The organism is Streptomyces sp. R28, assembly GCF_041052385.1.
GTDB lineage: Bacteria > Actinomycetota > Actinomycetes > Streptomycetales > Streptomycetaceae > Streptomyces.
This window is the reverse complement of the sequence record NZ_CP163439.1, coordinates 7,443,944-7,469,574: the sequence shown is the minus strand read 5'-3', so window position 1 is coordinate 7,469,574 and position 25,631 is coordinate 7,443,944. Positions and strand designations below refer to the sequence as shown.

At 71.5% G+C, this 25,631-nt stretch carries 22 protein-coding genes; 7 read left to right on the top strand and 15 right to left on the bottom strand.

Annotated elements, in window-relative coordinates; translation table 11 throughout:
• Positions 1 to 85: 85 nt before the first annotated feature.
• Both AB5J49_RS33660 and AB5J49_RS33655 read right to left on the bottom strand, forming a co-directional pair.
• Entirely contained in the window at positions 86 to 289 is a 204-nt protein-coding gene (locus tag AB5J49_RS33660; RefSeq protein ID WP_007493378.1) for a hypothetical protein, read from the bottom strand.
• Between the two features lie 382 nt (positions 290 to 671).
• Positions 672 to 953: an acylphosphatase gene (locus AB5J49_RS33655; protein ID WP_369172622.1), complete on the bottom strand. Its 282-nt coding sequence runs from the start codon at positions 951 to 953 to the stop codon at positions 672 to 674.
• A gap of 152 nt (positions 954 to 1,105) precedes the next feature.
• On the opposite strand from AB5J49_RS33655, the gene AB5J49_RS33650 reads away from it, so the two are divergent.
• Entirely contained in the window at positions 1,106 to 2,278 is a 1,173-nt protein-coding gene (locus AB5J49_RS33650) for a CAP domain-containing protein (protein ID WP_369172621.1), read from the top strand.
• Between the two features lie 7 nt (positions 2,279 to 2,285).
• On the opposite strand, the gene AB5J49_RS33645 is transcribed toward AB5J49_RS33650, so the two are convergent.
• Both AB5J49_RS33645 and AB5J49_RS33640 read right to left on the bottom strand, forming a co-directional pair.
• Entirely contained in the window at positions 2,286 to 2,642 is a 357-nt protein-coding gene (locus AB5J49_RS33645) for a hypothetical protein (RefSeq protein WP_369172620.1), read from the bottom strand.
• An 80-nt stretch (positions 2,643 to 2,722) separates the two neighbouring features.
• Positions 2,723 to 3,310 (bottom strand): flavodoxin family protein, encoded by a 588-nt coding sequence (locus AB5J49_RS33640; protein WP_369172619.1) that lies wholly within the window; start codon positions 3,308 to 3,310, stop codon positions 2,723 to 2,725.
• Positions 3,311 to 3,417: 107 nt separating this feature from the next.
• Here AB5J49_RS33640 and AB5J49_RS33635 point away from each other — a divergent pair, with 107 nt between their 5' ends.
• Positions 3,418 to 3,819 (top strand): winged helix-turn-helix transcriptional regulator, encoded by a 402-nt coding sequence (locus AB5J49_RS33635; RefSeq protein WP_369172618.1) that lies wholly within the window; start codon positions 3,418 to 3,420, stop codon positions 3,817 to 3,819.
• Here AB5J49_RS33635 and mutM read toward each other — a convergent pair.
• The 8 genes from mutM to AB5J49_RS33595 all read right to left on the bottom strand — a co-directional run bounded on the left by mutM (position 3,792) and on the right by AB5J49_RS33595 (position 12,093).
• Positions 3,792 to 4,652 (bottom strand): bifunctional DNA-formamidopyrimidine glycosylase/DNA-(apurinic or apyrimidinic site) lyase, encoded by an 861-nt coding sequence (gene mutM / locus AB5J49_RS33630; protein WP_369172617.1) that lies wholly within the window; start codon positions 4,650 to 4,652, stop codon positions 3,792 to 3,794. The two genes, AB5J49_RS33635 and mutM, sit on opposite strands and share 28 nt — an antisense overlap.
• 94 nt (positions 4,653 to 4,746) lie before the next feature.
• A complete protein-coding gene (gene rnc, locus AB5J49_RS33625; protein ID WP_369175349.1) occupies positions 4,747 to 5,553 on the bottom strand; it encodes a ribonuclease III in 807 nt (268 codons plus the stop codon).
• Positions 5,554 to 5,572: 19 nt separating this feature from the next.
• Positions 5,573 to 5,746: a 50S ribosomal protein L32 gene (gene rpmF, locus AB5J49_RS33620; RefSeq protein ID WP_015657589.1), complete on the bottom strand. Its 174-nt coding sequence runs from the start codon at positions 5,744 to 5,746 to the stop codon at positions 5,573 to 5,575.
• Between the two features lie 2 nt (positions 5,747 to 5,748).
• Entirely contained in the window at positions 5,749 to 6,390 is a 642-nt protein-coding gene (locus tag AB5J49_RS33615) for a DUF177 domain-containing protein (protein ID WP_369172616.1), read from the bottom strand.
• Between the two features lie 138 nt (positions 6,391 to 6,528).
• Entirely contained in the window at positions 6,529 to 7,614 is a 1,086-nt protein-coding gene (locus tag AB5J49_RS33610; RefSeq protein ID WP_369172615.1) for an ATP synthase F0 subunit B, read from the bottom strand.
• Between the two features lie 58 nt (positions 7,615 to 7,672).
• The gene (gene coaD, locus AB5J49_RS33605) at positions 7,673 to 8,152 is read right to left on the bottom strand and encodes a pantetheine-phosphate adenylyltransferase (protein ID WP_369175348.1); all 480 of its coding nucleotides are present in this window, start codon (positions 8,150 to 8,152) and stop codon (positions 7,673 to 7,675) included.
• Between the two features lie 26 nt (positions 8,153 to 8,178).
• Positions 8,179 to 8,766 carry a 16S rRNA (guanine(966)-N(2))-methyltransferase RsmD gene (gene rsmD / locus AB5J49_RS33600; RefSeq protein ID WP_369172614.1) on the bottom strand — a complete coding sequence of 196 codons (588 nt, stop codon included), beginning with the start codon at positions 8,764 to 8,766 and terminating at the stop codon, positions 8,179 to 8,181.
• A 105-nt stretch (positions 8,767 to 8,871) separates the two neighbouring features.
• A complete protein-coding gene (locus AB5J49_RS33595) occupies positions 8,872 to 12,093 on the bottom strand; it encodes a helicase-related protein (RefSeq protein WP_369172613.1) in 3,222 nt (1,073 codons plus the stop codon).
• Between the two features lie 190 nt (positions 12,094 to 12,283).
• On the opposite strand from AB5J49_RS33595, the gene AB5J49_RS33590 reads away from it, so the two are divergent.
• On the top strand, positions 12,284 to 14,122 hold the full coding sequence (locus tag AB5J49_RS33590) for an HSP90 family protein (protein WP_369172612.1): 1,839 nt from the start codon (positions 12,284 to 12,286) through the stop codon (positions 14,120 to 14,122).
• Positions 14,119 to 17,100, top strand: coding sequence for a tetratricopeptide repeat protein (locus tag AB5J49_RS33585; RefSeq protein WP_369172611.1), 2,982 nt, complete (start codon positions 14,119 to 14,121; stop codon positions 17,098 to 17,100). Before AB5J49_RS33590 ends, AB5J49_RS33585 begins: the two co-directional genes overlap by 4 nt.
• A 38-nt stretch (positions 17,101 to 17,138) precedes the next feature.
• Here AB5J49_RS33585 and AB5J49_RS33580 read toward each other — a convergent pair whose 3' ends face one another.
• The gene (locus AB5J49_RS33580; protein ID WP_369172610.1) at positions 17,139 to 18,965 is read right to left on the bottom strand and encodes a DAK2 domain-containing protein; all 1,827 of its coding nucleotides are present in this window, start codon (positions 18,963 to 18,965) and stop codon (positions 17,139 to 17,141) included.
• A 247-nt stretch (positions 18,966 to 19,212) separates the two neighbouring features.
• On the opposite strand from AB5J49_RS33580, the gene rpmB reads away from it, so the two are divergent.
• The 3 genes from rpmB (at position 19,213) to AB5J49_RS33565 (ending at position 23,802) form a co-directional block, all read left to right on the top strand.
• Positions 19,213 to 19,398 (top strand): 50S ribosomal protein L28, encoded by a 186-nt coding sequence (gene rpmB, locus AB5J49_RS33575; RefSeq protein WP_003973430.1) that lies wholly within the window; start codon positions 19,213 to 19,215, stop codon positions 19,396 to 19,398.
• Positions 19,399 to 19,543: 145 nt separating this feature from the next.
• Positions 19,544 to 22,561 carry a BTAD domain-containing putative transcriptional regulator gene (locus AB5J49_RS33570; RefSeq protein WP_369172609.1) on the top strand — a complete coding sequence of 1,006 codons (3,018 nt, stop codon included), beginning with the start codon at positions 19,544 to 19,546 and terminating at the stop codon, positions 22,559 to 22,561.
• A gap of 35 nt (positions 22,562 to 22,596) precedes the next feature.
• Positions 22,597 to 23,802: an FAD-dependent monooxygenase gene (locus AB5J49_RS33565; protein WP_369172608.1), complete on the top strand. Its 1,206-nt coding sequence runs from the start codon at positions 22,597 to 22,599 to the stop codon at positions 23,800 to 23,802.
• Between the two features lie 50 nt (positions 23,803 to 23,852).
• Here the strand turns inward: AB5J49_RS33565 and thiD are convergent, their stop codons facing one another.
• Together thiD and AB5J49_RS33555 are read right to left on the bottom strand one after the other, a co-directional pair.
• Complete coding sequence (gene thiD, locus AB5J49_RS33560; RefSeq protein WP_369172607.1) at positions 23,853 to 24,644, bottom strand: bifunctional hydroxymethylpyrimidine kinase/phosphomethylpyrimidine kinase; 792 nt, start codon at positions 24,642 to 24,644, stop codon at positions 23,853 to 23,855.
• Positions 24,641 to 25,609 carry a thiamine-phosphate kinase gene (locus AB5J49_RS33555; RefSeq protein ID WP_369172606.1) on the bottom strand — a complete coding sequence of 323 codons (969 nt, stop codon included), beginning with the start codon at positions 25,607 to 25,609 and terminating at the stop codon, positions 24,641 to 24,643. Before AB5J49_RS33555 ends, thiD begins: the two co-directional genes overlap by 4 nt.
• Positions 25,610 to 25,631: the final 22 nt, after the last annotated feature.

The window sequence follows — 25,631 nt, the reverse complement described above, 5'->3', positions numbered from 1 at the left end:
GGCACGCCAGTCGCCTGACAACTACTTAGCGGTTGGATACGGGCCTCCCAACCACTGCTTGTGCTGTTGTGGAGCGATGCAGTGATCAGGTGAGCGCAGGCTCCGCCTGGTGTGCGTCGATGCTCTCCATGATCCTGTCGTGAGAAGCGGCAGCCTGCAGAGCGTCGTTCTCCGCCTGGATGCGTCCGAGTTCGGATTCCAGGTCCTGGACACGCTGCTGGAGCCGTCGCATCTCGGCGAGGAGTCGAGGGTCGGAGCCGCCGACGTAACCGAGAAGCGCCTTTGCCATGATGGATGGTCCTCCACACTGAGTGACCGACCGATGCGGTGTGGGTCGTGAGGGATTCGCACCCGCGGTTGCTTGGCAGGCCTTAGTTGTACTGCCGTTCAGCCACGCCAAACAGCGAAGGTGCGCGGGGCTTTCAGCGTCTCACCAAAAAGTTTGACGGTCAACACGATCACGCCCCGTATTGGCGGGCAAACCCGGGGGCACACGGCCGAATGGCGGCTGCGCGGCGACTCCTGCGGGCCCCTCGGGGCGTGGCGATCATCCTTACGTGCGGAGCCTGCCACTGCAAGCGGTTCTTGGCAACCACCTGCTTCTTTCTGCTTGGGGCAGTTGCCGGTGGCACGTCCGCCCGCTTGCACCGGGGCCGTTTTGCGGATCCGGCTCAGCGGACGGCGAAGCCGTCGTAACCCCCGCGAGGTGTGTCCCAGATCTCGGTGACACCGTCCACGCGCCCGGGCGTGTCGTCGCCCTGAAGCCAGTCCAGGAGTCCCTCACACCCATCCCGGGCGCCCTCAGCGACGACCTGGACCCGTCCGTCGTCCAAATTGAGAGCAAAACCACTCAGGCCGCCGATCTCGAGCGCCTTGGCCCGCGTGAACCAGCGAAAACCCACGCCTTGGACGCGTCCACGCACCCAGGCGACCAGCCGTACATCCTCGCTCATGAGTGCAACCTAACGGGCCAATGTCTCTCCGGGCACTTCCTCCTCTGGCGCCATGCGGTACCGTCCCCACCCAATGAATCCCATATGAAACTCACACGATCGAGTGAGTTCTGTGAGGATCTTGAGACCGCACGGACGAGGAAGGCCAGAACATGGGACGCCACCGACGCTCCGCCGCCGGCCGCGCCGCCACCGGCCGCGCCACAGGGGTCACACATACGGACGGCTCCTACACGGAGGGCCACGACCCCCGGGACTCGTACACGAGGGACCACCCCACGCAGATGGGCATCGCGCCCTATCTGAACCCGGAGGCGTACGCCGAGGCCTACGCGAAGAGTGACGCCTACCTGTACGCCTCGGCCGACGACTACGACCGGATCACCGACCCCACGACCTTCCCCGGCGACGCCGCATCCCTCGGCGACTCCGACGCGGGTGCGACCACCGCGGTCTTCCGCAGCGAGGGCTTCACGCCCTCCGGCGGCTCCGGGCGGCCCAGGGGCAGCTCGCACCGCCGCCGCAAGAAGAAGGCCGGGGCTCCGGTGAAGACCGGACTGCTCGGCGTCTCCGCGGCAGTCGCCCTGGGCACGGTCGCGGTCGCCACGGGCGTGGTGCCCGGCATCGACAACTACCAGCTCGGCGGCTCGGGCAGCGCGGACAAGGTGCAGGCCGCCGACACCCCGACCAACTCCCCGAGCGAACAGGGCGGCACGTCCGGCAGCGCCGAGAACCACGACGACGGCGGCTCGGCCAGCCGCGACGTCCAGCGGCCCGCCTCGCCGTCCCCGTCGACCTCGTCGGCCGCGCCGACGAAGACTCCGTCGAAGAAGCCCTCGGCCACGCCCAGCCAGAAGCCGAAGGAGACCCCTTCGCGTACGGCCACGAAGGCGCCCGAGGAGGAGCCGGAGAAGGAGAGGACCAGCGCTCCCGTGACGGTGTCCGCGGAGGCCGCCGCCGCGGCCGAGGTGCTGAGGCTCGTCAACGACGAGCGCGCACAGGTGGGCTGCAGCGCGGTAGCCGCCAACAGTTCACTCGCCGATCTGGCCCAGGACTTCAGCGAGGACATGGCCGGGCGCGGCTTCTTCGACCACACCGACCCCGGCGGGGCCTCTCCGTGGGACCGGGCCGCGAAGGCGGGCATAACCGACCTCGGCGGCGAGAACATAGCCCGCGGCCAGGCCGACGCGGCCGCGGTGATGGACGCCTGGATGACCAGCCCGGGCCACAAGGCCAACATCCTGAACTGCGACTTCAAGACGCTGGGGGTCGGTGTGCACTTCGGCTCCGGCGGGCCCTGGTGGACGCAGGACTTCGGTTACTGACCGGCTGTCAGTCCTCGGCGAGGCCCGCAGGGCGCAGGGCCGAGCGGTAGTCGCCGGTGGCGACGAGCTCGTCGATGACCTGGACCATGGCGGGGATGCCCCGGTCCCGGACCAGCAGGTTGTCCCAGCCATAGAAGTACCGGCCGCCGAGACGTTCCCCGGTGTCCTTCGAGCGGTCCATCAGGCGGCGCGCCTCGTCGAGGGTGAAGACGGTCCCGGTCCAGCGCTGTCCGTCGGCGAACGTCACCCACATGTCGGTATCAGTGACCTCGTCGAGGCCCACCCCCACGCCCACGACGAAGCAGATCTCGTACCCGTCCCTGCGCACCCGATAGAACGGGCCGTCCCACATACCTACCCCCAAGGCGCCGTCCCCCCAGTGGCCGACTCGATGGGCAGGCTACAGCGGGGACGGCGCGTCGTGCGCGTTCATTACGGCGCGACTCAGGCGGCCGCGACGCGCCCTCGCGCGAACACCTTCGCCGTCTCGGCCACCCGGCGCCCCAGGTGCTCGGCCGTCGCGACGTCGGCCTTGTGAACGGCCTCCGGCCCCTGGTCGGCGTTGGTCTGGGCGGCGGCGCCGGTGAAGACGCCGAGGCGGTTGAGGTCGTTCTCGGAGCCGGCGCTGTTGTTCCAGCCGGGGAGCAGGCCGAGGTTGATCCAGTGCATGCCGAGCTGGGCGGCGAGGATTTGGAAGAACTGCAGGGTGTGCAGCTTGTCGCCGCTCTTGGAGGCGGAGTTGGTGAAGCCGGCGGCCAGCTTGTCCGTCCAGGCCTGCTCGGCCCAGCGCTTCGAGGTCGCCTCCGCGAAGACGTGGAAGGCGCCGGACGCGGTGCCCATGTAGGTCGGCGAACCGAACACGATGGCGTCCGAGGCGTCGAGGGTCGCCCACTGCTCCTCGGTGATCTCGTCCACCTTGATCAGGTGCACCTCGGCGCCGGCCTCGACGGCACCGGAACGGACGGCCTCGGCGATGACGGCGGTGTGGCCGTAGCCGGAGTGGTAGGCGATGGAGACAACAGGGGTGGTCACGTACGTACTCCTGACATAGGCAGTTCACTGGCGGCACCCAAAGGAAAGCACTAACTTCTAGTTAGTGCAACCTGCGGGTTAGCGCTGCATTCGAGTACGCTTGAGATATGGACACCATGCAGGAGCGCACGGAGGCGCAGAACCTCCCGTACGACGTGTTCGCCAAGGCCTGTCCCTCGCGCGGCACGCTGGAGCACGTCACGGGCCGCTGGGGCGGACTCACCCTCGGCGCCCTGTACGAGGGCTCGCTGCGCTTCAACGAGCTGCGCCGCCGCGTCGACGGCGTCAGCGAGAAGATGCTGTCCCAGACGCTGCACGCCCTGGAGCGCGACGGCCTGGTGCACCGCGAGGCCCAGCCGACCAATCCACCGCGGGTCGACTATGAGCTGACACCGCTGGGACGCGGGATCACCGAGCGGCTGCTGACCCTCATCCACTTCGTGGAGGGGCAGATGGACGACGTGCTCGAAGCACGCCGGAATTACGACGAGACGCGCGGCGCCCTCTGACACGTCGGGCAGAAGTAGCTGGACCGGTTCATCCAGGGCCGTCGGCGCATCGGCGTACCGCACCGCTTGCACGGCAGCCCTTCACGGCCGTACGCATCCAGTGACCGGTCGAAGTAGCCCGACTCGCCGTTGACATTGACGTACAGGCTGTCGAAGCTCGTGCCGCCCACCGCGAGGGCGGCATTCATGACGTCCCTTATGTGACCCAGCAGTTCGAGGGAGCGCGGGCGGGTGAAGGTCGCGGTCGGGCGGTCGTAGTGGAGGCGGGTGCGCCAAAGGGCCTCGTCCGCGTAGATGTTGCCGACGCCGCTGATCAACGACTGGTCGAGCAGGGCCCGTTTGATCGTCGTGCGCTTGCGGCGCAGGGCCTGGTGGAAGGCCTCGTCGTCGAAGAGCGGGTCGAGGGGGTCGCGGGCGATGTGCGCGATCACGTCGGGCAGGCCGTCGGGGGTGTTGTCGTGCAACGACAGGCCGCCGAAGGTGCGTTGGTCGACGAACCGGAGTTCGGTGCCGAGGGCGTCGGCGAACCGCACGCGGATCCTGAGGTGCTTCTCGTCGGGCGCTCCCTGCGGCTGCACCAGCAGCTGGCCGCTCATCCCGAGGTGGGCCAGGATCGACTGCTCCGTGTCCTCCAGCGGCAGCCACAGGTACTTGCCGCGACGGCTCGGCATGCCGATGCGGTGGCCCTTGAGACGGTGCGCGAAGTCGTCCGCACCGGCGATGTGCCGCCGTACGGCACGCGGGTGCAGCACCTCGGCATCGGCGACGGTGCGATGGGCGACCCACCGCTCCAGACCGCGCCGGACCACTTCGACCTCGGGCAACTCGGGCATGGCTCCCCCGTACTCCCCCGTGTTCCTACGACTGAGGATATGAGCCGACCGCCCGGCCCAAGGCGGGCACGGGCGCTCGGATCGCGCTGTTCGGTCAGGCGGAGGCCGACGACGCGTCGGCGTCGGCATCGGGCTCGGGCTCGGCAGCGTCTGCTGCCGCCTTCGCCTGCTTGGCCCGCTCGTCCGCTGCGGCCTTGATGGACCGCCACGCGGATTCCGCGGCCTGCTGCTCCGCCTCCTTCTTGCTGCGGCCGGTGCCGGTGCCGTACGAGACGCCTCCGACGCGGGCGGCAGCAGTGAAGGTCTTCTCGTGGTCGGGGCCGGTCTCCGTGACCAGGTACTCGGGGACGCCGAGGCCTTGGGTCGCGGTGAGCTCCTGGAGGGACGTCTTCCAGTCCAGGCCGGCTCCGAGGTTCGAGGACTTCTCGATCAGGGGGTCGAACAGGCGGTGCACGAGCTCCGCCGCCGAGTCCAGGCCCTGGTCGAGATAGACCGCGCCGATCACCGCTTCCAGGGTGTCGGCGAGGATGGACGCCTTGTCCCGGCCGCCCGTGCCCTCTTCACCGCGGCCGAGCCGGATGAAGGAGCCCAGGTCGAGCCCACGGCCGACCTCCGCCAGCGCACGCGAGTTGACCACCGCGGCCCGCAACTTGGCCAGCTGGCCTTCGGGCAGGTCGGGGTGGGTGCGGTACAGCGTGTCCGTCACCACGAGGCCGAGGACGGAGTCCCCGAGGAACTCCAGGCGCTCGTTGGTGGGCAGACCGCCGTTCTCGTATGCGTAGGAACGGTGGGTCAGCGCACGCACCAGAAGGGCGGACTCGAGCTTGTACCCGAGCCGCCCTTCCAACAGCGTGTGGGACGAGGCTGTGTTGTCCGCTGCGTTCTTCTTCGGCGTGGACACAGTGCCTCTCACCAGCCGCTCAGACCTCGAGGACCTGGCGCTTGTTATAGGTGCCGCAAGACGGGCACGCGATGTGCTGCTGCTTGGGCTCGTGGCAGCGCTCGCACGCAACCAGGGGGGTGACCGCAGCCTTCCACTGCGACCGGCGGTGGCGCGTGTTGCTGCGCGACATCTTCCGCTTCGGAACAGCCACGGCTACTTCTCCTGCTTCTCGTCGACGCCCGGTTCGGCGCCGCTCATCTCGTCCTTCTCGCCGTCTTCGAGTGAACCGGCGAGTCCCTGCAGTGCCGCCCAACGGATGTCGACGGCGTCATGGTGGTGGTCCGGGTCGTCCGCGAGGCGTGCGCCGCACTCGGCGCACAGTCCCGGGCAGTCTTCCTGGCACACCGGCTGCATCGGCAGTGCGAGCACCACCGCATCGCGCAGCACGGATTCGAGGCCGAACAGGCCGTCCTCGAGAAAGAGCCTGTCCTCGTCGTCCTCGGCGTCGTCGCCGGGTTCCGCGTGGTGTGCGCGGCCCCGATCATCGGCGTCAGGGTACGAGAACATCTCCTGGAAGTCCGCTTCGACGTCGAGCTGAAGCGGCTCCAGACACCTTACGCACTCCCCCTCGGCCTGTGCACGGCCGGTGCCTGTGACAAGCACACCTTCCATGACCGACTCGAGTCGGAGCTCGAGCTCCACCGGGGCGCCTTCCGGCACTCCGATGACCCCCTGGATACCGAAGTCCTTGGGAGCGTCGACCGTGCGGGTCAGGCGCTGCAGCGCACCGGGCCGCCGGCCCAGCTCGTGCGTGTCGAACACGAGAGGGTTGCGGTGGTCGAGGCGGGCTGTCACGCCATTCCTGCTTTCGATCTACTGAGCTCAGAGGGTTGCTGCCCTGCGGTGATCCCGGGCAGCGTTGATCGCGGACGTACGCGCGACCGAAGAGCCAGGATACTGGACCTTTCGCTCACGGCCCAATCCGGTGGCCCCTTACTGGCCTCGCCCCTGTTCGTAGGCCCGCAACTGCTCCGCACTGATCATGCCGGTGTCGAAGAGGCTGGTCTCGTCGAGGGCGTAGCCCTGGTTGCCCTGCGAGGGCTGCTGGGCGGCCTGCTGCTGGGCCTGGTTCGGGTCGTAGGCGGGCTGCTGCGGGGCGTAGCCCTGGTAGGCATAGGGGTCGGCCTGCTGGGCCTGCTGGTAGCCGTACGGGTCCTGCTGGCCGCCGTAGCCCTGCTGGTAGCCGCCGTACGGATCCGCGCTCTGCTGCTGGTAGCCGTACGCCGGCTGCACGGCCGCCTGCTGGTCGTACTGCTGCTGCTGGGCGGGCTGCTCGGCGGCGGTTGCCGAGGCGTCCTGCTCCGCGAGGGCGGCGAGGTCGGCCAGGTAGTCGGCGTCGCTGGAGTGCTGGACCGTGCTCAGGTCGTCGGCGAGGGCGCCGAGGTCGTCCGTGGCGATACGGCCGTGCAGCTTCTGGCGGCCGCGGCCGACGGCCTCCAGGGTCTTGGCCAGGACCGCCTCGAAGGCACCGAGCTTGACGTCGACGTACTCGTCGGCGGTGCGGCGCAGGGTCTCGGGGTCGTGGCTGCGCTCGGGGGCGTCCTCGTCCTCGTAGCCCTGCTCGTCGGTGCCTGGGCCGGTGCCGAGGAGCTTCTCGCGGCCACGGCCGACGGAGCCGAGGGTCTTGGTGAGGACGACCTCGAAGTTGGCGAGCTTGGAGTCGACGTAGTCGTCGGCCTCCGCGCGGATGTCCTCGGCCTCCTTGCGGGCCTCGGCGAGGATGCGGTCGGCCTCGGCCTGGGAGCGGCGGGCGACCTCGGTGTCGGAGATCAGGGAGCCGCGCTCGGCGTGCGCGGAGTGGATGATCCGCTCGGCCTCCTGACGGGCCTGCTCGACCATCTGCTCACGGTCGCCGATCAGCTCCTGGGCCTGGGCGAGGGAGCCGGGCAGGGCCTCGCGGACCTCTTCGAGCATCGAGAGCAGGTCGGCTCGGTTGACCACGCACGAGGCCGACATGGGCATCGACCGGGCACCCGAGACGGCCGCGACGATCTCGTCGAGCTTCTTCTGTACGTCCACCGTGTGCTCGCCACTCTCTACAGCTGTGATGGAGACGGACGGGACGACTGGAGCCCCATCAGTCCTTGCGCAGGCGCTTGTTGAGGGCCTCCAGGACCACGAGGGGTACCAGGTGGGAGACGTCGCCGCCCCAGGTCGCCACTTCCTTGACCAGGGAGGAGGACATGAAGCTGTAGGTGGGGTTGGTCGGCACGAAGAGCGTCTCCACGCCCGACAGGCCGTTGTTCATCTGGGCCATCTGCAGTTCGTAGTCGAAGTCGCTGACCGCGCGCAGGCCCTTGACGATGGCGGGGATCTCGCGCTGCTTGCAGAAGTCGACGAGGAGGCCGTGGAAGGCCTCGACCCGGACGTTGCCGTACTCGGCCGTGACCTGGCGGATCAGGTCGAGGCGCTCGTCGACCTCGAACAGGCTTTTCTTGGACTTATTGATCATGACTGCGACGTAGACCTCGTCGTACAGCCTGGAGGCGCGGGAAATGATGTCGAGGTGTCCATTGTGGATCGGGTCGAATGACCCAGGACAGACGGCGCGGCGCACTTGTGATCCCTCGCTCTCCGGTCCGGTCATCGTGCGTCTTCGCACGTAGAGGCGGCGCGACCGTACCAAAACGTTCCCTCGCCGTAGCGACGGGCCCGGAGCGCTTCAAAGCCGCCCGGCCACCGGAATTCTCCGCCTCTGGTGCTGCGCTCCACGGTGACGAGTGCCTCCGGCGCGAGCCAGCCCCCTGAGCGGAGTGTGAGGAGAATCTCGCGAAGATCGTCGTCCGTGACGGCGTACGGGGGATCGAGGAAGACGATGTCGTACGGCTCGGTCGGCGCCGGGGTCTGGATGATCTGTTCGGCTTTGCCCGACCTCACCTCGGCGCCGGGGAGGCCGAGATTCTTCACGTTCTCGCGGACGACGCGGGCTGCTCGGGCGTCGGCTTCGACGAGGAGGGTGTGGCCGGCGCCGCGGGAGAGGGCCTCCAGGCCGACTGCGCCTGATCCCGCGTAGAGGTCGAGGACGCGTTCGCCTTCCAGGGGGCCGCCCAGGAGGGACTGCCACGTGGAGAAGAGACCTTCGCGCGCGCGGTCGGAGGTGGGGCGGGTGCCGGTGCCCGGGGGGACGGCGAGGCGACGTCCGCCGGCTGCGCCGGCGATCACGCGGGTCATCTTTGGTCCTTGGTTGTGTGCGGCTTTGGGTCCAGTGTGGCTGGTCGCGCTCATGCGGCGGTAGCCGCATGTCCAGTACAGCCCGCACCGGTGGGTCGGTATCCCTCACCCCTTTTCCAAGTACTGCTCCCTCTCCTCGTCCAAGAGGGCGTCCAGTGCTGTACGCAGACCTGGCAGGTTGGTCAGCTCCGGGTCGGCGGCCACCAGCGCCGCCGCCTCGTCCCGCGCCTCGGCGATGATCTCCTCGTCCTCGATGACGGCGAGGACCCGCAGGGAGGTACGGGCTCCGGACTGGGCCTGGCCCAGGACGTCGCCCTCGCGGCGCTGTTCCAGGTCGATGCGGGAGAGTTCGAAGCCGTCGAGGGTGGAGGCGACCGCGTTGAGGCGCTGGCGGGCCGCGCCGGCCTCCGGCATCTCGGTGACCAGGAGGCAGAGGCCGGGGGCGGAGCCACGGCCGACGCGGCCGCGCAGCTGGTGGAGCTGGGAGACGCCGAAGCGGTCCGCGTCCATGATCACCATCGCCGTGGCGTTGGGGACGTTCACGCCGACCTCGATGACCGTCGTGGCGACCAGGACGTCCGTCTCGCCGGCGGCGAAGCGGCGCATGACGGCGTCCTTGTCGTCGGGGTGCATCCGGCCGTGCAGGATCTCGACCCTGAGGCCCTGCAAGGGCCCCTTGGCCAGTTGGTCGGCCACCTCCAGGACGGCGAGCGGCGGGCGCTTCTCCGCCTCGTCCTCCGGCGACTTCTTCTTGCCGCCCTTCTTCGGGTCGTCCTCCTCGTCGCCGATGCGCGGGCAGACGACGTACGCCTGATGGCCGTTCTCCACCTCCTCGCGCACCCGCTGCCAGGCGCGGGCCAGGAAGTGGGGCTTGTCGGCGGCCGGGACGACATGGCTGGCGATCGGCGAGCGGCCGGCCGGGAGCTGGTCGAGGACCGAGGTCTCCAGGTCGCCGAAGACGGTCATGGCGACCGTGCGAGGGATGGGCGTGGCCGTCATGACGAGCAGGTGGGGCGGCTGTTTGCCCTTGCCGCGCAGGGCGTCGCGCTGTTCGACGCCGAAGCGGTGCTGTTCGTCGACGACGACCAGGCCGAGGTCGTGGAACTGCACCTTGTCCTCGATCAGCGCGTGCGTGCCGATCACGATCCCGGCGTCTGCGGTGACCAGGTCGAGCAGGGCCTGGCGACGGGCGGCCGCGCCCATGGAGCCGGTGAGCAGGACCACCTTGGTGGCGTGCTCGGCCCCGCCCAGCATTCCGCCCTCGGCCAGCTCGCCCATCATCTCGACGATCGAGCGGTGGTGCTGCTGGGCCAGGACCTCGGTGGGCGCGAGCATCGCGGCCTGGCCGCCCGCGTCGACGACGGCGAGCATGGCGCGCAGGGCCACCATCGTGTTGTGGGTGACCGTGAAGTTGTCGGTGATGTACGCGTGGCTCGGGTGAGCCACGCTGATGCACTGGGCCGGCTTTCGCCCCACGTACTCGACCGCGCGGATTCCCCGCTGGAAGGTGTTGTACTGCGGCCGGGGCCGGACACGTTCGGCCTTGCGGGTCAGGCGGAACGGCGCGTACTCGTCGGGCAGGGCGACCGACACGTTCCACGCAGCTCGTTCCGGCAGGACGCGCGCACGGCCGCCCAGCGAGCGCACGAGCCAGGCGACATCGTCCGCAAGCCTGCGCGAGGCCGTGCGGAGCGACAGGCTCATACCGTCCGCGTGGATCGTGCCGTCGGTGTCCAGGAGCCCTTGCAGCAGAGCGAGACGGTTCTTGACCGATGTGTTCTTGAAAGCGTCGGGAACGAATGTGCCTTGCGCCGTCTCGCCCCAGAGGTTCAGATCCCGCAGGGTCTGGATCACTGGGTTGCGGACTCCATCGGCACGCCGGGAAAGCTCGATCGTGTAGTCGCAGCGCGAACCCTTCACCGGCACCAGGCGGCATTCCGGCGCCACGGCGGCCGACACGGCATCACGAATCTCGTCGTCGGTCGTCGACAGACGGAGGGGGTGACGGAACGAGCCGTCCCCGAGGAGAAGTCCGAACAGGTAGGGGTCCAGCGGCAGCCCCGAGTCGCCTCCGAGATCGACCGGTGCTGCGGCTGGGACGTACCACTTCGAGGACCCGTCTGCCTTGAACGTGTCGAGACGGATCTCCCGCGTCGTCATGATCTTGGGAGCCTGGCCCCGGTGCCACCCACACCTGGTGCCGACGATCCAGAGGTGCTCGTCGTCGCACTCCACGGAACTTCCGTCGGAGAGGACCAGGCGCCACACATCGCGTTCGCCTTGCGGGAAGACGCCGTCGATCAGCGCGAGCTCCCCGTTCGGCACGACGACTTCGTCCCCCACGCCCAGGTCACCCATCCGACGGAAACCGGAGGGTGTGAGCACGAGTGAGTCGAGGGGTTGCGCCTTGCCCGATCCGACCTCTCCCTGGAGCAGCCGGTGCATCGGGTGTTCGGTGGCGAGGTCGTCGAAGATCTCCTTCGAGACCTTTTGCTGACCGTCGGTGAGGGTGAAGGGGAGGCGGTCGTCGAAGGCCGTGAGGAGGCCGTCCGGCTTGGGTTTGCGGGCCACCGCCGGGAGTTGGGCGTCGGCGTGCCGGCGGCGCGCGAGGGCCACCTGGAGGACGAACGCCTCGTCCCACTTGAGGCGGGAGCGGGCGTCCTCGATGTCCGCCTTGGTGTGCGGGCGGTGGATCTTCAGGAGGGCTTCCGGGAGGGAGACCAGGCCTCGGCCCTCGCGAAGGGAGTCGGGGAGGGGGTCGACGGCCTCCTGGGCATGGGGAAGGACCGTCTGGATCGCCTTGCCGATCTTCCAGGACTCCAGCTTGGCGGTGGCCGGGTACATCGGGATGAGGGCGCCGGCCCAGGTCTCGACCGTCTCCTCCGAGTCGCCGCGCAGCAACTCGTAGGCCGGATGGGCCAGTTGCAGGCGGCGGTTGAAGACGGAGACCTTGCCCGCGAACATCGCGCGGGTGCCCGGCAGGAGCTCCTTGTGGGGCTTGTGAACGCCGGCGCCGAAGAAGACCAGTTGGAGGCGGCCGCTGCCGTCCGTGATCGTGACTTCGAGGCGCTGGCCCTTGCCGCGCGGGGCCTTGGCGGAGGCGAAGGTGTGCAGGCGGGCGTCGGCGACCATGGCGACCACCGTCACGTGCTCGTCCATGGGGAGGTCGGCCAGGTGCGTGAGCTGGCCGCGCTCCTCGTATCTGCGCGGGTAGTGGTGCAGGAGGTCGCCGACCGTGTGCAGGCCGAGGTGCTCGGCCATCACCTTCGCGGTGGGAGGGCCGAGCACTTTCTTCAGTGGTTCTTCCAGTGCGGGCACGAGATCCATTCCACACCACGCCACTGACAATGCCGTAGAGGCCGCCGCGGCCGTCCCGGTAAACGTCCCGGAAACCCCTGGTCAGACGTTTCGTTTCGGCTCTAGGATGGCGCGCTCCGGCCATCCTTTCGCGGTTACCGCCTCACCGGGACCGCCCGACCCCGCGCCGTCGCCAAGTCCCCCCAACGGCGCCGTGACGATGGACTCCCAGACCTCACAGTCATCCCAGGCACCTCAGCCACCCCAGTCACCTCATACGTTCCAGGTCGACCTGCGCGGTCTGGTGGACCTGCTCTCCCATCACCTCTACTCCAGTCCCAAGGTCTACCTGCGCGAGCTGCTGCAGAACGCGGTCGACGCCATCACCGCCCGACGCGCCGAGGAGCCGGGCGCGCCCGCCGTTGTCCGGCTGTACGCCGAGTCGGGCGCCCTGCGGGTCGAGGACTCCGGGGTCGGGCTCACCGAGGCGGACGTGCACAACCTCCTCGCCACCATCGGGCGCAGCTCCAAGCGTGCCGAGGGGCTGCAGGAGGCCCGGTCCGACTTCCTGGGGCAGTTCGGCATCGGTCTGCTGGCCTGTTTCGTCGTCGCCGAGCGGATCCGGGTGGTCAGCCGCAGCGCCCGTACGCCGGACGCGGCGCCCGTGGAGTGGACGGCCACGGACGACGGTTCGTACACCGTACGGACGCTGCCGCACGACGCCCGCGCCGAACCGGGCACCACCGTGCACCTGGTGGCGCGGGCCGGGGCCGCCGAGTGGCTGGCCGAGGACCGGGTCCTGGCGCTGGCGCGGGACTTCGGCTCGCTGCTGCCGTACGACGTCCGGGTCGGCGGCGAGGCGGTCACCGACCTGCCGGCGCCCTGGGACCGGCCGTACGCCTCCCCCGCCAACCGGCGGGTGGCCCTGGCCCGGCACTGTCACGACCTGTTCGGCTTCACTCCGCTGGACTCGATCGAGCTGGACGTGCCGCTGGCGGGGATGCGCGGTATGGCCTACGTCCTTCCCTCGGCGGTCAGCCCGGCCCAGCGGGCGGGCCATCGCGTCCACCTCAAGGGCATGCTGCTCACCGAGCGGGCCGAACAGCTGCTGCCCGACTGGGCGTTCTTCGTGCGCTGCGTCCTGGACACCGACAGCCTGCGGCCGACGGCCTCGCGCGAGTCGCTCTACGAGGACGAGACGCTGGCGGCCGTACGAGAGGCGCTCGGGGAAAAGATTCGGTCCTGGCTGACCGGCCTCGCGGCCGGTGATCCGGAACGGCTGGCGGCCTTCCTGTCCGTGCACCACCTGGGCGTGAAGTCCCTCGCGCGGCACGACAAGGAGATGCTGCGCACGATGCTGCCGTGGCTCCCCTTCGAGACGACCGACGGGCGGCTGTCCCTGGAGGAGTTCGCGCAGCGCCACCCGGTGGTGCACTTCACGCGGACCGTCGAGGAGTACCGGCAGGTCGCGCCGATCGCGTCCGCGCAGGGCGTCGGGGTGATCAACGGCGGTTACACGTACGACAGCGAGCTGGTCGAGGCGCTGCCCTCGGTGCGGCCGGGGACGGTCGTCGCCGAGCTGGACGCGGACACCGTGACCGCCCATCTGGACTCGGTCGACCCGGCCGAGGAGCTGGCCCTGGCGGGCTTCCTGGCGGCCGCGCGGGCGAAGCTCGACCCCCTGGGCTGTGACGTCGTCCTGCGCGCCTTCCATCCGCTGTCCGTGCCCGCGCTGCACCTCGACGACCGGGCTGCCCGGCACGAGCAGGCCCGCGCGCAGGCGGAGGAGCAGGCCGACGATCTGTGGGCGGGCATCCTCGGCTCGCTGCGCGGCGGCGCACCACGCGCGCGTCTCGTGCTCAACCACCTCAACCCGCTGATCCGGCGGATCAGTTCACTGGGCGATCCGGAGCTGATCGGCACGGCCACCGAGTCCCTCTACGGACAGGCGCTGCTGATGGCCCAGCGTCCGCTCCGGCCGACGGACTCGGCGCTGCTGAACCGGGCCTTCATCGGCCTGCTGGAATGGGCCACGAACGGCGAGGAGGGCCGCCGATGAGCAGCACCGACGGGATCGCGGACTTCGACTCGCTGCGCCGGGCGATGGCGGACAACGGCGAGGAGCCGGAGGGTCCCGCCCGCAACGCGCGCGCGGAGCAGCTGCTCGCCGAGGCCGAGAAGCTGAACATCCCGCTCGCCGTGATCGAGGCGCTCGGACACCAGCTGAAGGTCTACAACTACAGCTCCGAGAAGGACAAGATGTTCGTCCCCTTCGCGCGTCTGCTGCGCATGTGGGACGAGCGGCCCGCGGACTTCGACGAGTACGAGACCCATTCGCTGCACTGGGTCTTCAAGTGGATGTCGTCCGGCATGCTCGACCAGCCGCACATCCCGCTCGCCTCGATCGAGAAGTGGCTCGGCGAGATGGAGCACCGCTACCGGCTCGCCGGGCACTCCGAACGGGCCGTGCGCAGCGCCGAGTTCAGCGTCGCCGCCCATGTCGGGGACGTGGCGCGGGCCGAGCGGGCGTACGGCGCCTGGCTGGCCGCCGACCGGGACAGCATGGCGGACTGCCACGCGTGCGAGCTGCACGGGCAGGGGTGGTGGCAGGCGGAACGGGGCCGGGACGCGGAGGGGCTGCGGCTGTGGGGGCCGGTCCTGGAGGGCGAGTTCACCTGCGCCCATGAGCCGCACACGGTCCTCGCGTCCTCCCTGGCGCCGCTGCTGCGCCTGGGCCGCCTCGACGAGGCCCGCGCCAACCATCTGCGCGGCTTCCGCCTCGTCCGGGCCATGGAGAGCATGCGCGGGGCCTACGCGGACCACGTGGAGTTCTGTGCGCTGACCGGCAACGAGGCGCGCGGCCTGGAGCTGCTCGCCGAGCGGCCCGCGTACTTCACGGACGACGGGCATCCGCGCAGCAGGCTGGAGTTCATGTCGGTGGTGGCCCTGCTCATGGACCGCCTGACCGGGCTCGGGCTGGGTGAGCAGCAGGTGCCCGGTCCGGCGGGCCGTACCTGGACCGCTCGCGAACTCGCCGTCCACGCGCGCAAAGACGCCCTCGCCCTGGCCGCGCGCTTCGATCAGCGCAACGGCACGGGGCACATCAGCGAGCGGGCACGCGCGCGTATGGAACAGCGGCCCCTGGTGGAGCGGCTGCCGTTGGGGGTGCGTACGCCGGCTCGGCCGACGGCAATGACGTTGCCCGCGCCGGCTGCGGCGAGCGTGCCGGAGGACTCGGACGGGCAGCCCGACCTGGCCACGCTGCTGGCCGAGGCAGGGCGCCTGTCGGACACCCTGCAGCCGAACGCCATCGAGGCCTGGGCGGCCGTCTCGCGAGCCGCCGAGGGCGTGGAGCTGGCCGCCCGCGACCGCGCGGAGATCGCCGACCACCGGGCGATGGACCTGGGCCCCGAGGGCATCGCCCTGTTCGAGGAGGCCGCCGGCCTGTACGCGGAGGCGGGCGACCCCGGGGAGGCCCTGGCGGCACGCGCGCGTGGAGCGTACGTACGCGCTCTCGCGGGCGAGGTGCCGCAGGCCCTCACCGCTGTTGCCGGCCTGTACGACCGGATCCTCGCGCTGTACGCCGAGGACGGCACCGAGGTACGTCAGACGGCGGCCGTGCTGATGAGCCGGGCGCGGATTCTGATGCGCCGGGTGCACGAGGCGCAGGACACGGTGCAGGGCGCCGTCCTGGCCGACGCCGAGATCGCCGCGCGGGAGGTGCTCGCGCTCGTCGACGGGCGGGCCGGGGACGACGTACGGCTCACCTCGCGGGCCGCGGAGGCGCAGGCGATGCTCGCGGAGCTGGCGGCGCTCACCGGGGACGTGGCGGGGGCCGCGGAGCTGTTCGCGCGGGCCTCGGAGGCGTTCGTCGGGGCGGGGCTGCCGTGGTTCGCGGTGGAGTACGAGGCCCGGCTGGCCGGACTCGCGCACCATCTCGGCGACACGGCGGAGGCCGAGCGGGCGCTGCGGGCGGCCCTGGAGCACGGCGGGCCGCATCTCGAGGCGACCGGGCGGGCCCAGCTGAACCTCCAGCTGGCCGAGGTGCTCGGCGGCCGTGGGCTGTCCGAGGAGGCCGCCGAACACGCCCTTGAGGCCGCGCACTGGGCCGACGAGGCGGGCGAGAGCCGCACGCTGGGTGCCTGGGCGCGGCAGCAGCTCGGCGGGTTCCTGCTGCGGCAGGGACGGTGGGCCGAGGCGGCCGAGGTGCTGGAGTCGGCGCTGCCCGACCTGAGCGCCGAGACACACGGCGACGGGGCGGTCGTCCAGACGCAGTGGTGGCTCGGCGACTGCCTGAGCGAGCTCGGCGAACACCGCGCGGCGGCCGAACGCCGGTTGCAGGCCGCCGAGATCGCCCGGCACTGGCCCGAGCAGCACGACCACGCCACGCTCGCCCACCTCGCCGCCGAGTCCCTCGGCCACGCGGGCCTGCACGCCGAGGCGGACCAGGCATACGCGCGCGCGGGCGCGCTGTGGCGTTCCCTCGGCAACGTGCACGGCCTCGTCCGCTCCCTGCGTGCCCGCGCATGGCTGGCGCTGCGCGTGGAGACCCCGGAGGGCACGGCGGGCGAGGACGTGGCGGGCGGGGACGACACCGCGTCCGAGTTGATGGCGAGCGCGGTCAGCGAGTGCGTGGCGGCGCTGGACGCCGCGGACGACGAGGAGGCCCGGCAGCGGCTCACCGCCGAGCTCGGCCACACCCACCGGCAGTTCAGCGACCTGCTCGCCCGTTCCGCCACGGAGGACGCCGAGGACGAGTCGATCCGGACCGCACTGGAGGAGGCCCTGTCCCAGGTGACGCGGGCCGCCGCGGTGTTCGCCTCGCTCGGCGACGACGCCCTGCACAGCCGCACCGGCGCCGAACTCGCCGCCGGCTGGCTGGAGGCCGACCTGAGCCGCCCGGCCCGGGCCGCCGCACGCGCGCGTGCGGTGCTGACGGCGTACGAGGGCTGCGACGAGGGCGACGAGGAGGCGCAGGAGCGACGGGCCGAGGCCCAGCAGATGCTTGGGGTGATGGAGGAGCACGACACGGAGTAGCCGCGCGGGGAGGGCTCCCGGGAGCCGGGGCCCGGGCCCTATTCCACGCCGATGAGCAGCAGCGCCCCTTGCCGCCCGCCCCGGTACACCACCGTGTCGACGGCGAGATAGGACTCACGCACGCGTGCTTCGAGGTGCTCGGCGATCGTCTCCGGCGCCTCGTCGCCGAGCACGATCGTGACAAGCTCGCCGCCGGCCGCGATCATGCGGTCGAGGACGGTCTCCGCGGCGGCCATGACGTCCGAGTCGATCACGGCCACGTCGCCGTCGATGAGGCCGAGGACGTCGCCGGCCTGGCAGATGCCGGCCATGGTCCAGGCCTGGCGCTCCGCGACGGCGACCTCGCCGTACCGGGTCGCGCCGGCCGCCGAGGTCATCGACACGACGTCCTCGTCGAAGCGGCGTTCCGGCTCGTGCACGGCGAGCGCCGCGATGCCCTGGACCGCGGAGCGGGTCGGGATCAGCGCCACGCGGATGCCCTCCGCACGGGCCTGCTCGGCCGCGGCGGCCGCGGTGTGGCGCAGCTCGGGGTCGTTGGGCAGCAGCACGACCTCGCGCGCGTGGGCCCGCCGTACCGCGTCGACGAGCTCCCCACTGGCGGGCGGCTCCCCGGGGCGCGCGAGCACGGCGGTCGCGCCGGCCTCGGTGTACAGCCCGGCCAGTCCCTCGCCCGGCACGACGGCCACCACTGCGCGCTGAACCCGCTCCCGCGGCGGCCGCTCGCCGCCGGTGGTGTGGACGTCGCCGAGGCCGAAGTGGGTGATCCGGATCCGGTACGGCCGCCCGGCCTCGACGCCCGCCTCCACGGCGGCACCCGCGTCGTCGACGTGCACATGGACGTTCCACAGCCCGTCGCCGCCGACCACGACGAGGGAGTCCCCCAGGGCGTCGAGCCGTGCCCGCAGTCGCGCAACGGCCGCGTCATCGGCCTCCAGGAGGTAGATCACCTCGAAGGCGGGACCGCCTCCACCGTGGTCGGCCTCACCGTCGGCGCAGTCATCGACGAGATGGTCGTCGCCCCTCGGAAAGGCACCCGGCTCCAGGTCCGGCCCCGGAACGGCACCCGCCTCCAGACCCGAGGGCGGCATCCCAAGGAGCCCCTGCTCATCCCCGGCCCCGCCGCGCCCTCCGCGCCCGTACGTCCCGGAACCGGAACCGGAACCGGAACCGGACCCCGTAGCCGAGGACCCGCCCCCCCGCGGTGCCTCCCCGGTGAACGTCTCCACCAGCGCCGCGAGCACCGCCACCAGCCCGCGCCCACCCGCGTCGACGACCCCGGCGCGCTCCAGGACGGGCAGCTGGCCGGGCGTCGCGGCGAGGGCGGCCCGCGCCCCCTCGTAGGCCGCCCGCGCGACCGTCCCGCAGTCGCCCTCCGCTCCGTCGGCCGCGTCGGCGGCGGCCGAGGCGACCGAGAGCACCGTGCCCTCGACGGGATGGGCCACGGCCTCGCGCGCGGAGTCGGCGGCGCGGCGCAGGGCGAGCCGCAGGCCCGGTCCGTCGGTGTGAGCCGTCTCACCGCCGGCGGCGAGCACCTGTGCCATGCCACGCAGCAGCTGCGCGAGGATCGTCCCGGAGTTCCCCCGGGCCCCGATCAGGGCCCCGTGCGCCATCGCGCGCACGGCGTCGGTCAGCGAGGGGCTCCCGGTCCGGGCGGAGTCCACCGCGTGCCCGGCGAACACCGCCTCGACCGCGGCCACGGCCGACTCCACGGTCAGATACAGGTTCGTCCCGGTGTCACCGTCGGCCACGGGATAGACGTTGATCGCGTCGATCTCCTCACGCGCGCGACCCAGCGACTCCAACGCGAGGCCGCACCAGGTGCGCACCGCGAGAGCATCGAAGAATGTCTGCGGCACGTGCGCCACCTGCGCCTCCTTGAGCTGCTGGACGTGGCACGCAGCGTAGACCCAGGGCCGGTGTGCGGCGGAAGAGGGCCGGGAGCGGGGCTCTGAGCAGCCATGGTAGTTTCGTTGCACTGGCGCAGTCGTTGTATGCTGCTCCGGTTGCCCGATCCGATCGGGCCACCCCCTGGCAAAGCCACTCAGATCCTAGATCTCGATCCCGGCCTGCCGGGATCAACCGTAAGTGCATCTGAAGTCTTTGGAGTGACCCGTGGCTGCCAACTGCGACGTCTGCGGCAAGGGGCCGGGCTTCGGCAACAACATCTCGCACTCGCACCGCCGTACGTCCCGTCGCTGGAACCCGAACATCCAGCGCGTCCGTACCGTGGTCAGCGGGACGCCGAAGCGCGTGAACGCTTGCACCTCGTGCATCAAGGCCGGCAAGGTCTCGCGCTGACGCACAGCTAAGCGCGCGGCCACTGCTGGTTCGCTGTAATAAGCCGGTCCACCTGCGGGTGGGCCGGCTTCTTGCTGTACCCGGCAGCGCACCGACCTGCCGGAGCACTGACCTGGCAGCCCATTGACCTGCCAGAATCCCGAGCATGCGATTCGGCATCCTGGGTTCCCTGGAGGTACGCACCGACGACGGCACACCCGTCGACCCCGGAGGCCCTCGCCCCCGCGCACTGCTCACCCTCCTGCTCCTCGAGGCGGGCCGAACGGTCTCCACGGAGCGGCTGTTCGACGGCCTCTACGGCAGCCGGCCGCCCGCCGGTGCCGCCAACGCCCTCCAGTCGCAGATCTCCCGCCTGCGCAGGCGCCTGACCCCGCACACGGAGATCGAGGCCACCGCGACCGGCTACCGCATCGTCACAGCTCCCGACACGGTGGACGCCCACCGGTTCGCGCAGCTGGCCGCCGAGGGACGTGCCGCCCTCGCCGCCGGGGACCACCGGCAAGCCGCGGCCGGACTCCTCGACGCGCTCGCCCTGTGGCGCGGCCCCGCCCTGCCCGACCTCCCGGACGCGCAGGCCGAGCGCACCCGGCTCGAAGAGCTCAGGCTGGCCGCCGTGCAGGACCGCGTCGAGGCGGATCTGGCGCTCGGCGGCGGCCGCGACCTCGTACCGGAGCTACGGGCGCTCGTCTCCGCGCACCCCCTGAGCGAACGGCTGTACGGCCTGCTGATGCGCGCCCTGCACGCGGGCGGGCGGCCCGCCGAGGCGCTGGCGGTGTACGAGGAGGCGCGGCGCGCGCTCTCGGAGGAGCTGGGCGCGGATCCCTCGGCCGAGTTGTCCGCGCTGCACATGGAGCTGCTCCGGGGACAGCGGGACGACCGTCGACGGGTCCCCGTCCAGCTCACCCGCTTCGTCGGCCGCGAGAGGGAACTCGCACGGATCTTTGAGCTTCTGAGTGGGGGATCCGGCTCCCGTCTCGTCACGCTCACCGGCCCCGGCGGCGCGGGCAAGACCAGGCTGGCGATCGAGGCGGCGAGCGGGCACAGCGACGTCTGTTACGCCGAGCTGGCCCCGCTCACCGACGGGGCGCAGATCCCGTACGCCGTACTGACCGCCCTTGGTGTGCGCGACGGCTTGCGCACACCCGCGACGGACGGCACCGAGCGGCTGCTGGCCGCGCTGGAGGACCGCGAGCTCGTCCTCGTCCTCGACAACTGCGAGCACCTGGTGGCGGAGACGGCCCGGCTGTCCACGCTGCTCCTCGGCGCGTGTCCCGGGGTGCGCGTGCTCGCCACGAGCCGTGAGTCGCTCGGCATCACCGGTGAGGTCCTGATCCCCGTGCCGCCGCTGCCGCCGGAGCCCGCGGGCCGGCTCTTCCTGGATCGCGCGCGGGCCGTGCGTCCCGGATTCGAGGGCCACGCGCGTGTGGCCGACATCTGCGCGGCCCTCGACGGGCTGCCCCTCGCCATCGAGCTGGCGGCGGCCCGCCTGCGCACCCTCACCCCGGACGAGTTGGCGGACCGCCTGGGCGACCGGTTCCGTCTTCTCTCCCGCGGCGACCGCTCCAAGGCTCCCCGGCATCGGACCCTGCGCGCCGTCGTGGAGTGGAGCTGGGACCTCCTGGACGAGGAGGAGCGGGAGCTGGCGACCCGGCTCACGGTCTTCGTGGGCGGGGCCACTCTGGAGGCGGTCGAGGCGGTGTGCGCGACCCCGTATCCGGAGGACCTGCTGGCCTCGCTGGTGGAGAAGTCGTTCCTGGAGGTGTCCGAGGGCCGCTACCGGATGCTGGAGACCATCCGTGCGTACGCCGCCGAGCGGCTGGAGGACGAGCACCGGCTGCGGGACGCCCACGCGAGGTACTTCCGGGCGCTGGCCGAGCGCGCGGAACCGTGTCTGCGCGGAGGCGGCCAACTCCCCTGGCTGGCCCGTCTGGACGCCGAGCGGGACAACCTGGACGCCGCTCTGCGCCATCTCGTCGCCACGGCCCCCGAGGACGCCCTGCGGCTGATGGCCGCCCTGTCCTGGTTCTGGCGGCTGCGCGCCCCGCACGGCGAGCAGGTGCCCCTGGCCCGCGCCCTGCTGGCGGCGGTCGGCGAGGCACCGCCGCCGGGGCTGGCGGAGGAGTACGCCCTGTGTCTGATGAACACTGTCACCGTCCGCGGCGACGATCCTGGCGAACCCGGCCGCATCGCGCGCGTGGCCGCGCTCATGCACACCCTGGACGAGCCGCTGCGGCTGCCGTTCACCATGGTCCTGTGGTCGCTGGCCGCCGGCCCGCTGTACGCGGTGGACGACGACCTGCTCGCCGTCCAGGTCGGCGGCGAACCGTGGGGCTGCGCGCTGCTGGATCTGGGGCTCGCCTACCAGGCGCAGTTCAGTGGCGACCCCGTGGCCTCCGAGGCGGCCTTCGCGCGCTCCCTGGCCGGCTTCCGGGCGACCGGTGACCGCTGGGGCATGGCCAACTGCCTGGATCCGCTGGGTGGTTTCGCGGGCCGGCGTGGCGACTACGCGCGCGCCCTGGAGCTGTTCGACGAAGGCCTGGCGTACGTCCAGGAACTGGACGCACCCGAGGAGACCTCCGACCTGCTGCGCTCCCGCGCCACCGTGCTGCTGTACCGGGGCGACACCGAAGAGGCGGTGGCGCTGTTCACACGCGCCGCCGACCTGGCCCGTGCGGCGGGTGCCCCGGACAAGGTGGCGGCCGCCCGGCGCGGTCTCGGCGATGCGGCCCGGCTCTGCGCAACCGGGAACACCGCCCACGCGCGCGTGCACTACGAAAGCGCTCTCCAGGCCTGCGCGGCGAACTGGTTCAGCGTCGGCGAGACCGTCCTGATCCTCATCGGGCTGGGGCGCACGGCGGCCGCCGAGGGCGATCTCGACCAGGCCCGCGACTGGTTCGCCCAGGCCCGCACGCACGCCCTGGACGTCCCCGACACCCTCGCCCTGGCGGCCGTCGCCGAGGCCCTGGCCTCCGTCGCCCCGCACCCCGAGCGGGCGGCCGAACTCCTGGGCGCCGCACAGGGGCTGCGGGGCGCGTCGGCCGAGGGCGACCCCGATGCCGTACGGACGCGGAAGGACATACGCGAGAAGCTGTCCCGCGAGGCCTACGAGAAGGCCTTCGAGCAGGGCCGCGCGCTACGGTCAGCGGCGGTCAGCGAACGGTAGGAGGACGGTCAGCGGCTCCGCCGAGGCTGCCGTACATGACGAACAGGACGCACGACCTCAGCCACCTCACGGTCCTCATCTGCGGCGCCAGCATCGCCGGCCCCGCGCTCGCCCTGAACCTGGCCCGCTACGGCGCCCGCGTCACCGTCGTCGAGAAGGCGCCCGCACTGCGCGGCGGCGGCTTCGCGGTCGACTTCCGGGGGCACGTCCACCGCACGGTGCTCACCTCGATGGGCATCTGGGACGAGATCCACGCCCACCAGACCCACATGGGCCGGCAGTCCGTCGTCGACGCGGACGGGCACGCGCGCGTGGACCTGCCTGCGGAGATGATGAGCGGCGACGTGGAGATCTTCCGGGGCGAGCTCGCGCGGATCATGTACGAGCGCACCAAGGACCGCGTCGAGTACGTCTTCGGCGACTCGATCGCCACGCTCACCGACACGCCCCACGGTGTCGACGTCACCTTCGAGAACAGCCCGTCCCGCCGCTTCGACCTGGTGATCGGCGCGGACGGCCTCCACTCGCACACCCGAGGTCTCGTCTTCGGCGACGAGTCCCGGTACCTGCGCTTCTTCGACCACTACGTGGCGGGCTTCGAGGTCCCCAACGACCTGGGCCTGGACCGCACCGGCCGGGTCTACAGCGAGCCCGGCCGCGCGATCGCCCTCGGCAACTACGACGGCGACCCCGACCGCGCGGGCGCGCTGCTGGTCTTCCGTTCCGAGCGGCTGTCCTACGACCGCCGGGACATCGCCGCGCAGAAGCGGATCCTCGCCGAGCGGTTCGCGGGGATGGGCTGGGAGGGGCCGAGGGTCCTCAAGGCCCTGGAGGCGGCCGACGACCTGTACTTCGACGCGATCGCCCAGATCCACGTGGACCGGCTCACCAAGGGGCGCGTCGCGCTGCTCGGGGACGCCGGGTACGGGGCAACGATGGGCGGCATGGGCACCGGGGTGGCGATCGTCGGCGCGTATGTCCTGGCCGGTGAACTCGCCCTGGCGGGCGGGGATCACCGTACGGCGTTCGCCGCGTACGAGTCCCGGATCCGGGACTTCGCCAAGGGCTGCCAGAAGACGTCCGGCAACGCGGGCCCGTTCTTCGCGCCGGCCACCGAGCGGCTGATCCGCAGCCGGGACCGGATGTACCGGCTGCTCGCCTCCCGCCCGCTGGCGGCCTTCTTCAAGCGGATCACCGAGAAGTCGGCGACCGCCATCAAGCTGCCGGAGTACCCCGTGTGAGGGCCTGCGTCGAGCGTGCGTGCCGGGCGCCGCCGCGCAGGCGGGGGGGGTTATTCGCAGGCCCTCAGGGCCCAGCCGTGGTCGACCGGTCCGATCCCGCCGCCGAGGGCGAAACCGGCCGCGATCGCCCCGGTGACGTACTCCTTGGCCGCCGCCACCGCTTCCGGCACGGACTGCCCCTTCGCCAGCTGCGACGCGATCGCGGAGGCGAGGGTGCAGCCCGTGCCGTGCGTGTGCCGGTTGTCGTGGCGCGGGGCGCGCAGCCAGTGCTCCTCGGAGCCGTCGGTGAGCAGGTCCACGGCGTCGCCCGCGAGATGGCCGCCCTTGACCACGACCCAACGGGGCCCGTACGCCAGCACGGCCGCCGCGGCGCGCCGCAGGTCGTCCTCCGACTCCACGTGTACGCCGGTGAGTTGGGCCACCTCGTCGAGGTTCGGCGTCGCGACGGTCGCCACCGGCAGCAGCTTGGTGCGCACCGAGTCGAGCGCGGAGGCCGCCAGCAGCGAGTCCCCGTGCTTGGAGACCCCGACCGGGTCGACCACCGCGGGCGCGTCCGTCCCCCCGATCAACTCGGCCACCGCCTCGACGAGTTCGGCCGACGCGAGCATCCCCGTCTTGACGGCCCGTACGCCGATGTCGTCGACGACGCTGCGGTACTGCGCCCGCACCGCCGCCACCGGAAGCTCCCAGGCCCCCTGCACACCGAGGGAGTTCTGGGCGGTGACGGCCGTGAGGACGCTCATGCCGTGCACGCCGAGCGCGAGCATCGTCTTCAGGTCGGCCTGGATGCCCGCGCCGCCGCCGGAGTCGGAGCCCGCCACCGTGAGCACGCCCGGCTTCATGACTCGATGTCCCCGCCGAAGTGGTCCCAGCCGCCCTTCTTGGTCCACGGCGCCCCGTCCACCGTCACATGGGGCAGCGCGGAGGGGTTGAGGACCTCGCCGATGACCTTCCAGCGGGCGGGCAGCTTCACGTCCGGCGGGAAGGTCGCCACGATCGCGTGGTCCTCTCCCCCGGTCAGCACCCACTGCATCGGGTCGACGCCGACGGCCTGCCCGATGTCGTTCATCTGGGACGGGATGTCGATCGCGCCCGAGCGGATGTCGATGCGGACCTTGCTGGCCTCGGCGATGTGCCCGAGGTCCGCGATCAGCCCGTCGCTGACGTCGCACATCGCGGTCGCGCCGAGCCCCGCTGCGGCCGGACCCGCGTGATACGGCGGCTCGGGGCGCCGGTGCGCCTCCACGAAGGCCCGCGGCGAGCGGAAGCCGCGGGCGAGCACGGCGTATCCGGCGGCGGACCAGCCCAGCCAGCCCGTCACCGCGACGAGGTCGCCGGGCTGCGCACCCGCCCGCGTCACGGGCTCCTGGTTGCGCAGATCGCCGAGCGCGGTGATCGACACCATGATCGTGTCGCCCCGTACGACGTCGCCGCCGACCACCGAGGCGCCCGCGACCTGGCACTCGTCGCGCAGGCCGTCCATCAGCTCGCTCGGCCAGGTCACCGGGAGTTCGGCCGGCACGACCAGGCCGAGCAGCAGCGCGGTCGGTACGGCGCCCATGGCGGCGATGTCCGCGAGGTTCTGCGCGGCGGCCTTGCGGCCCACGTCGTAGGCCGTGGACCAGTCACGGCGGAAGTGCCGTCCCTCCAGCAGGATGTCGGTGCTGGCGACCACCCTGCGGTCGGGCGCGGCCACCACCGCGGCGTCGTCGCCGGGACCGACCCGGACCGCCGGGGTGGTGGTGAGACGGGAGGTGAGCTCCCTGATGAGCCCGAACTCACCGAGCTCACCAACAGTGCCCTTCATTACCCTTACGCCCCTTCTGTCC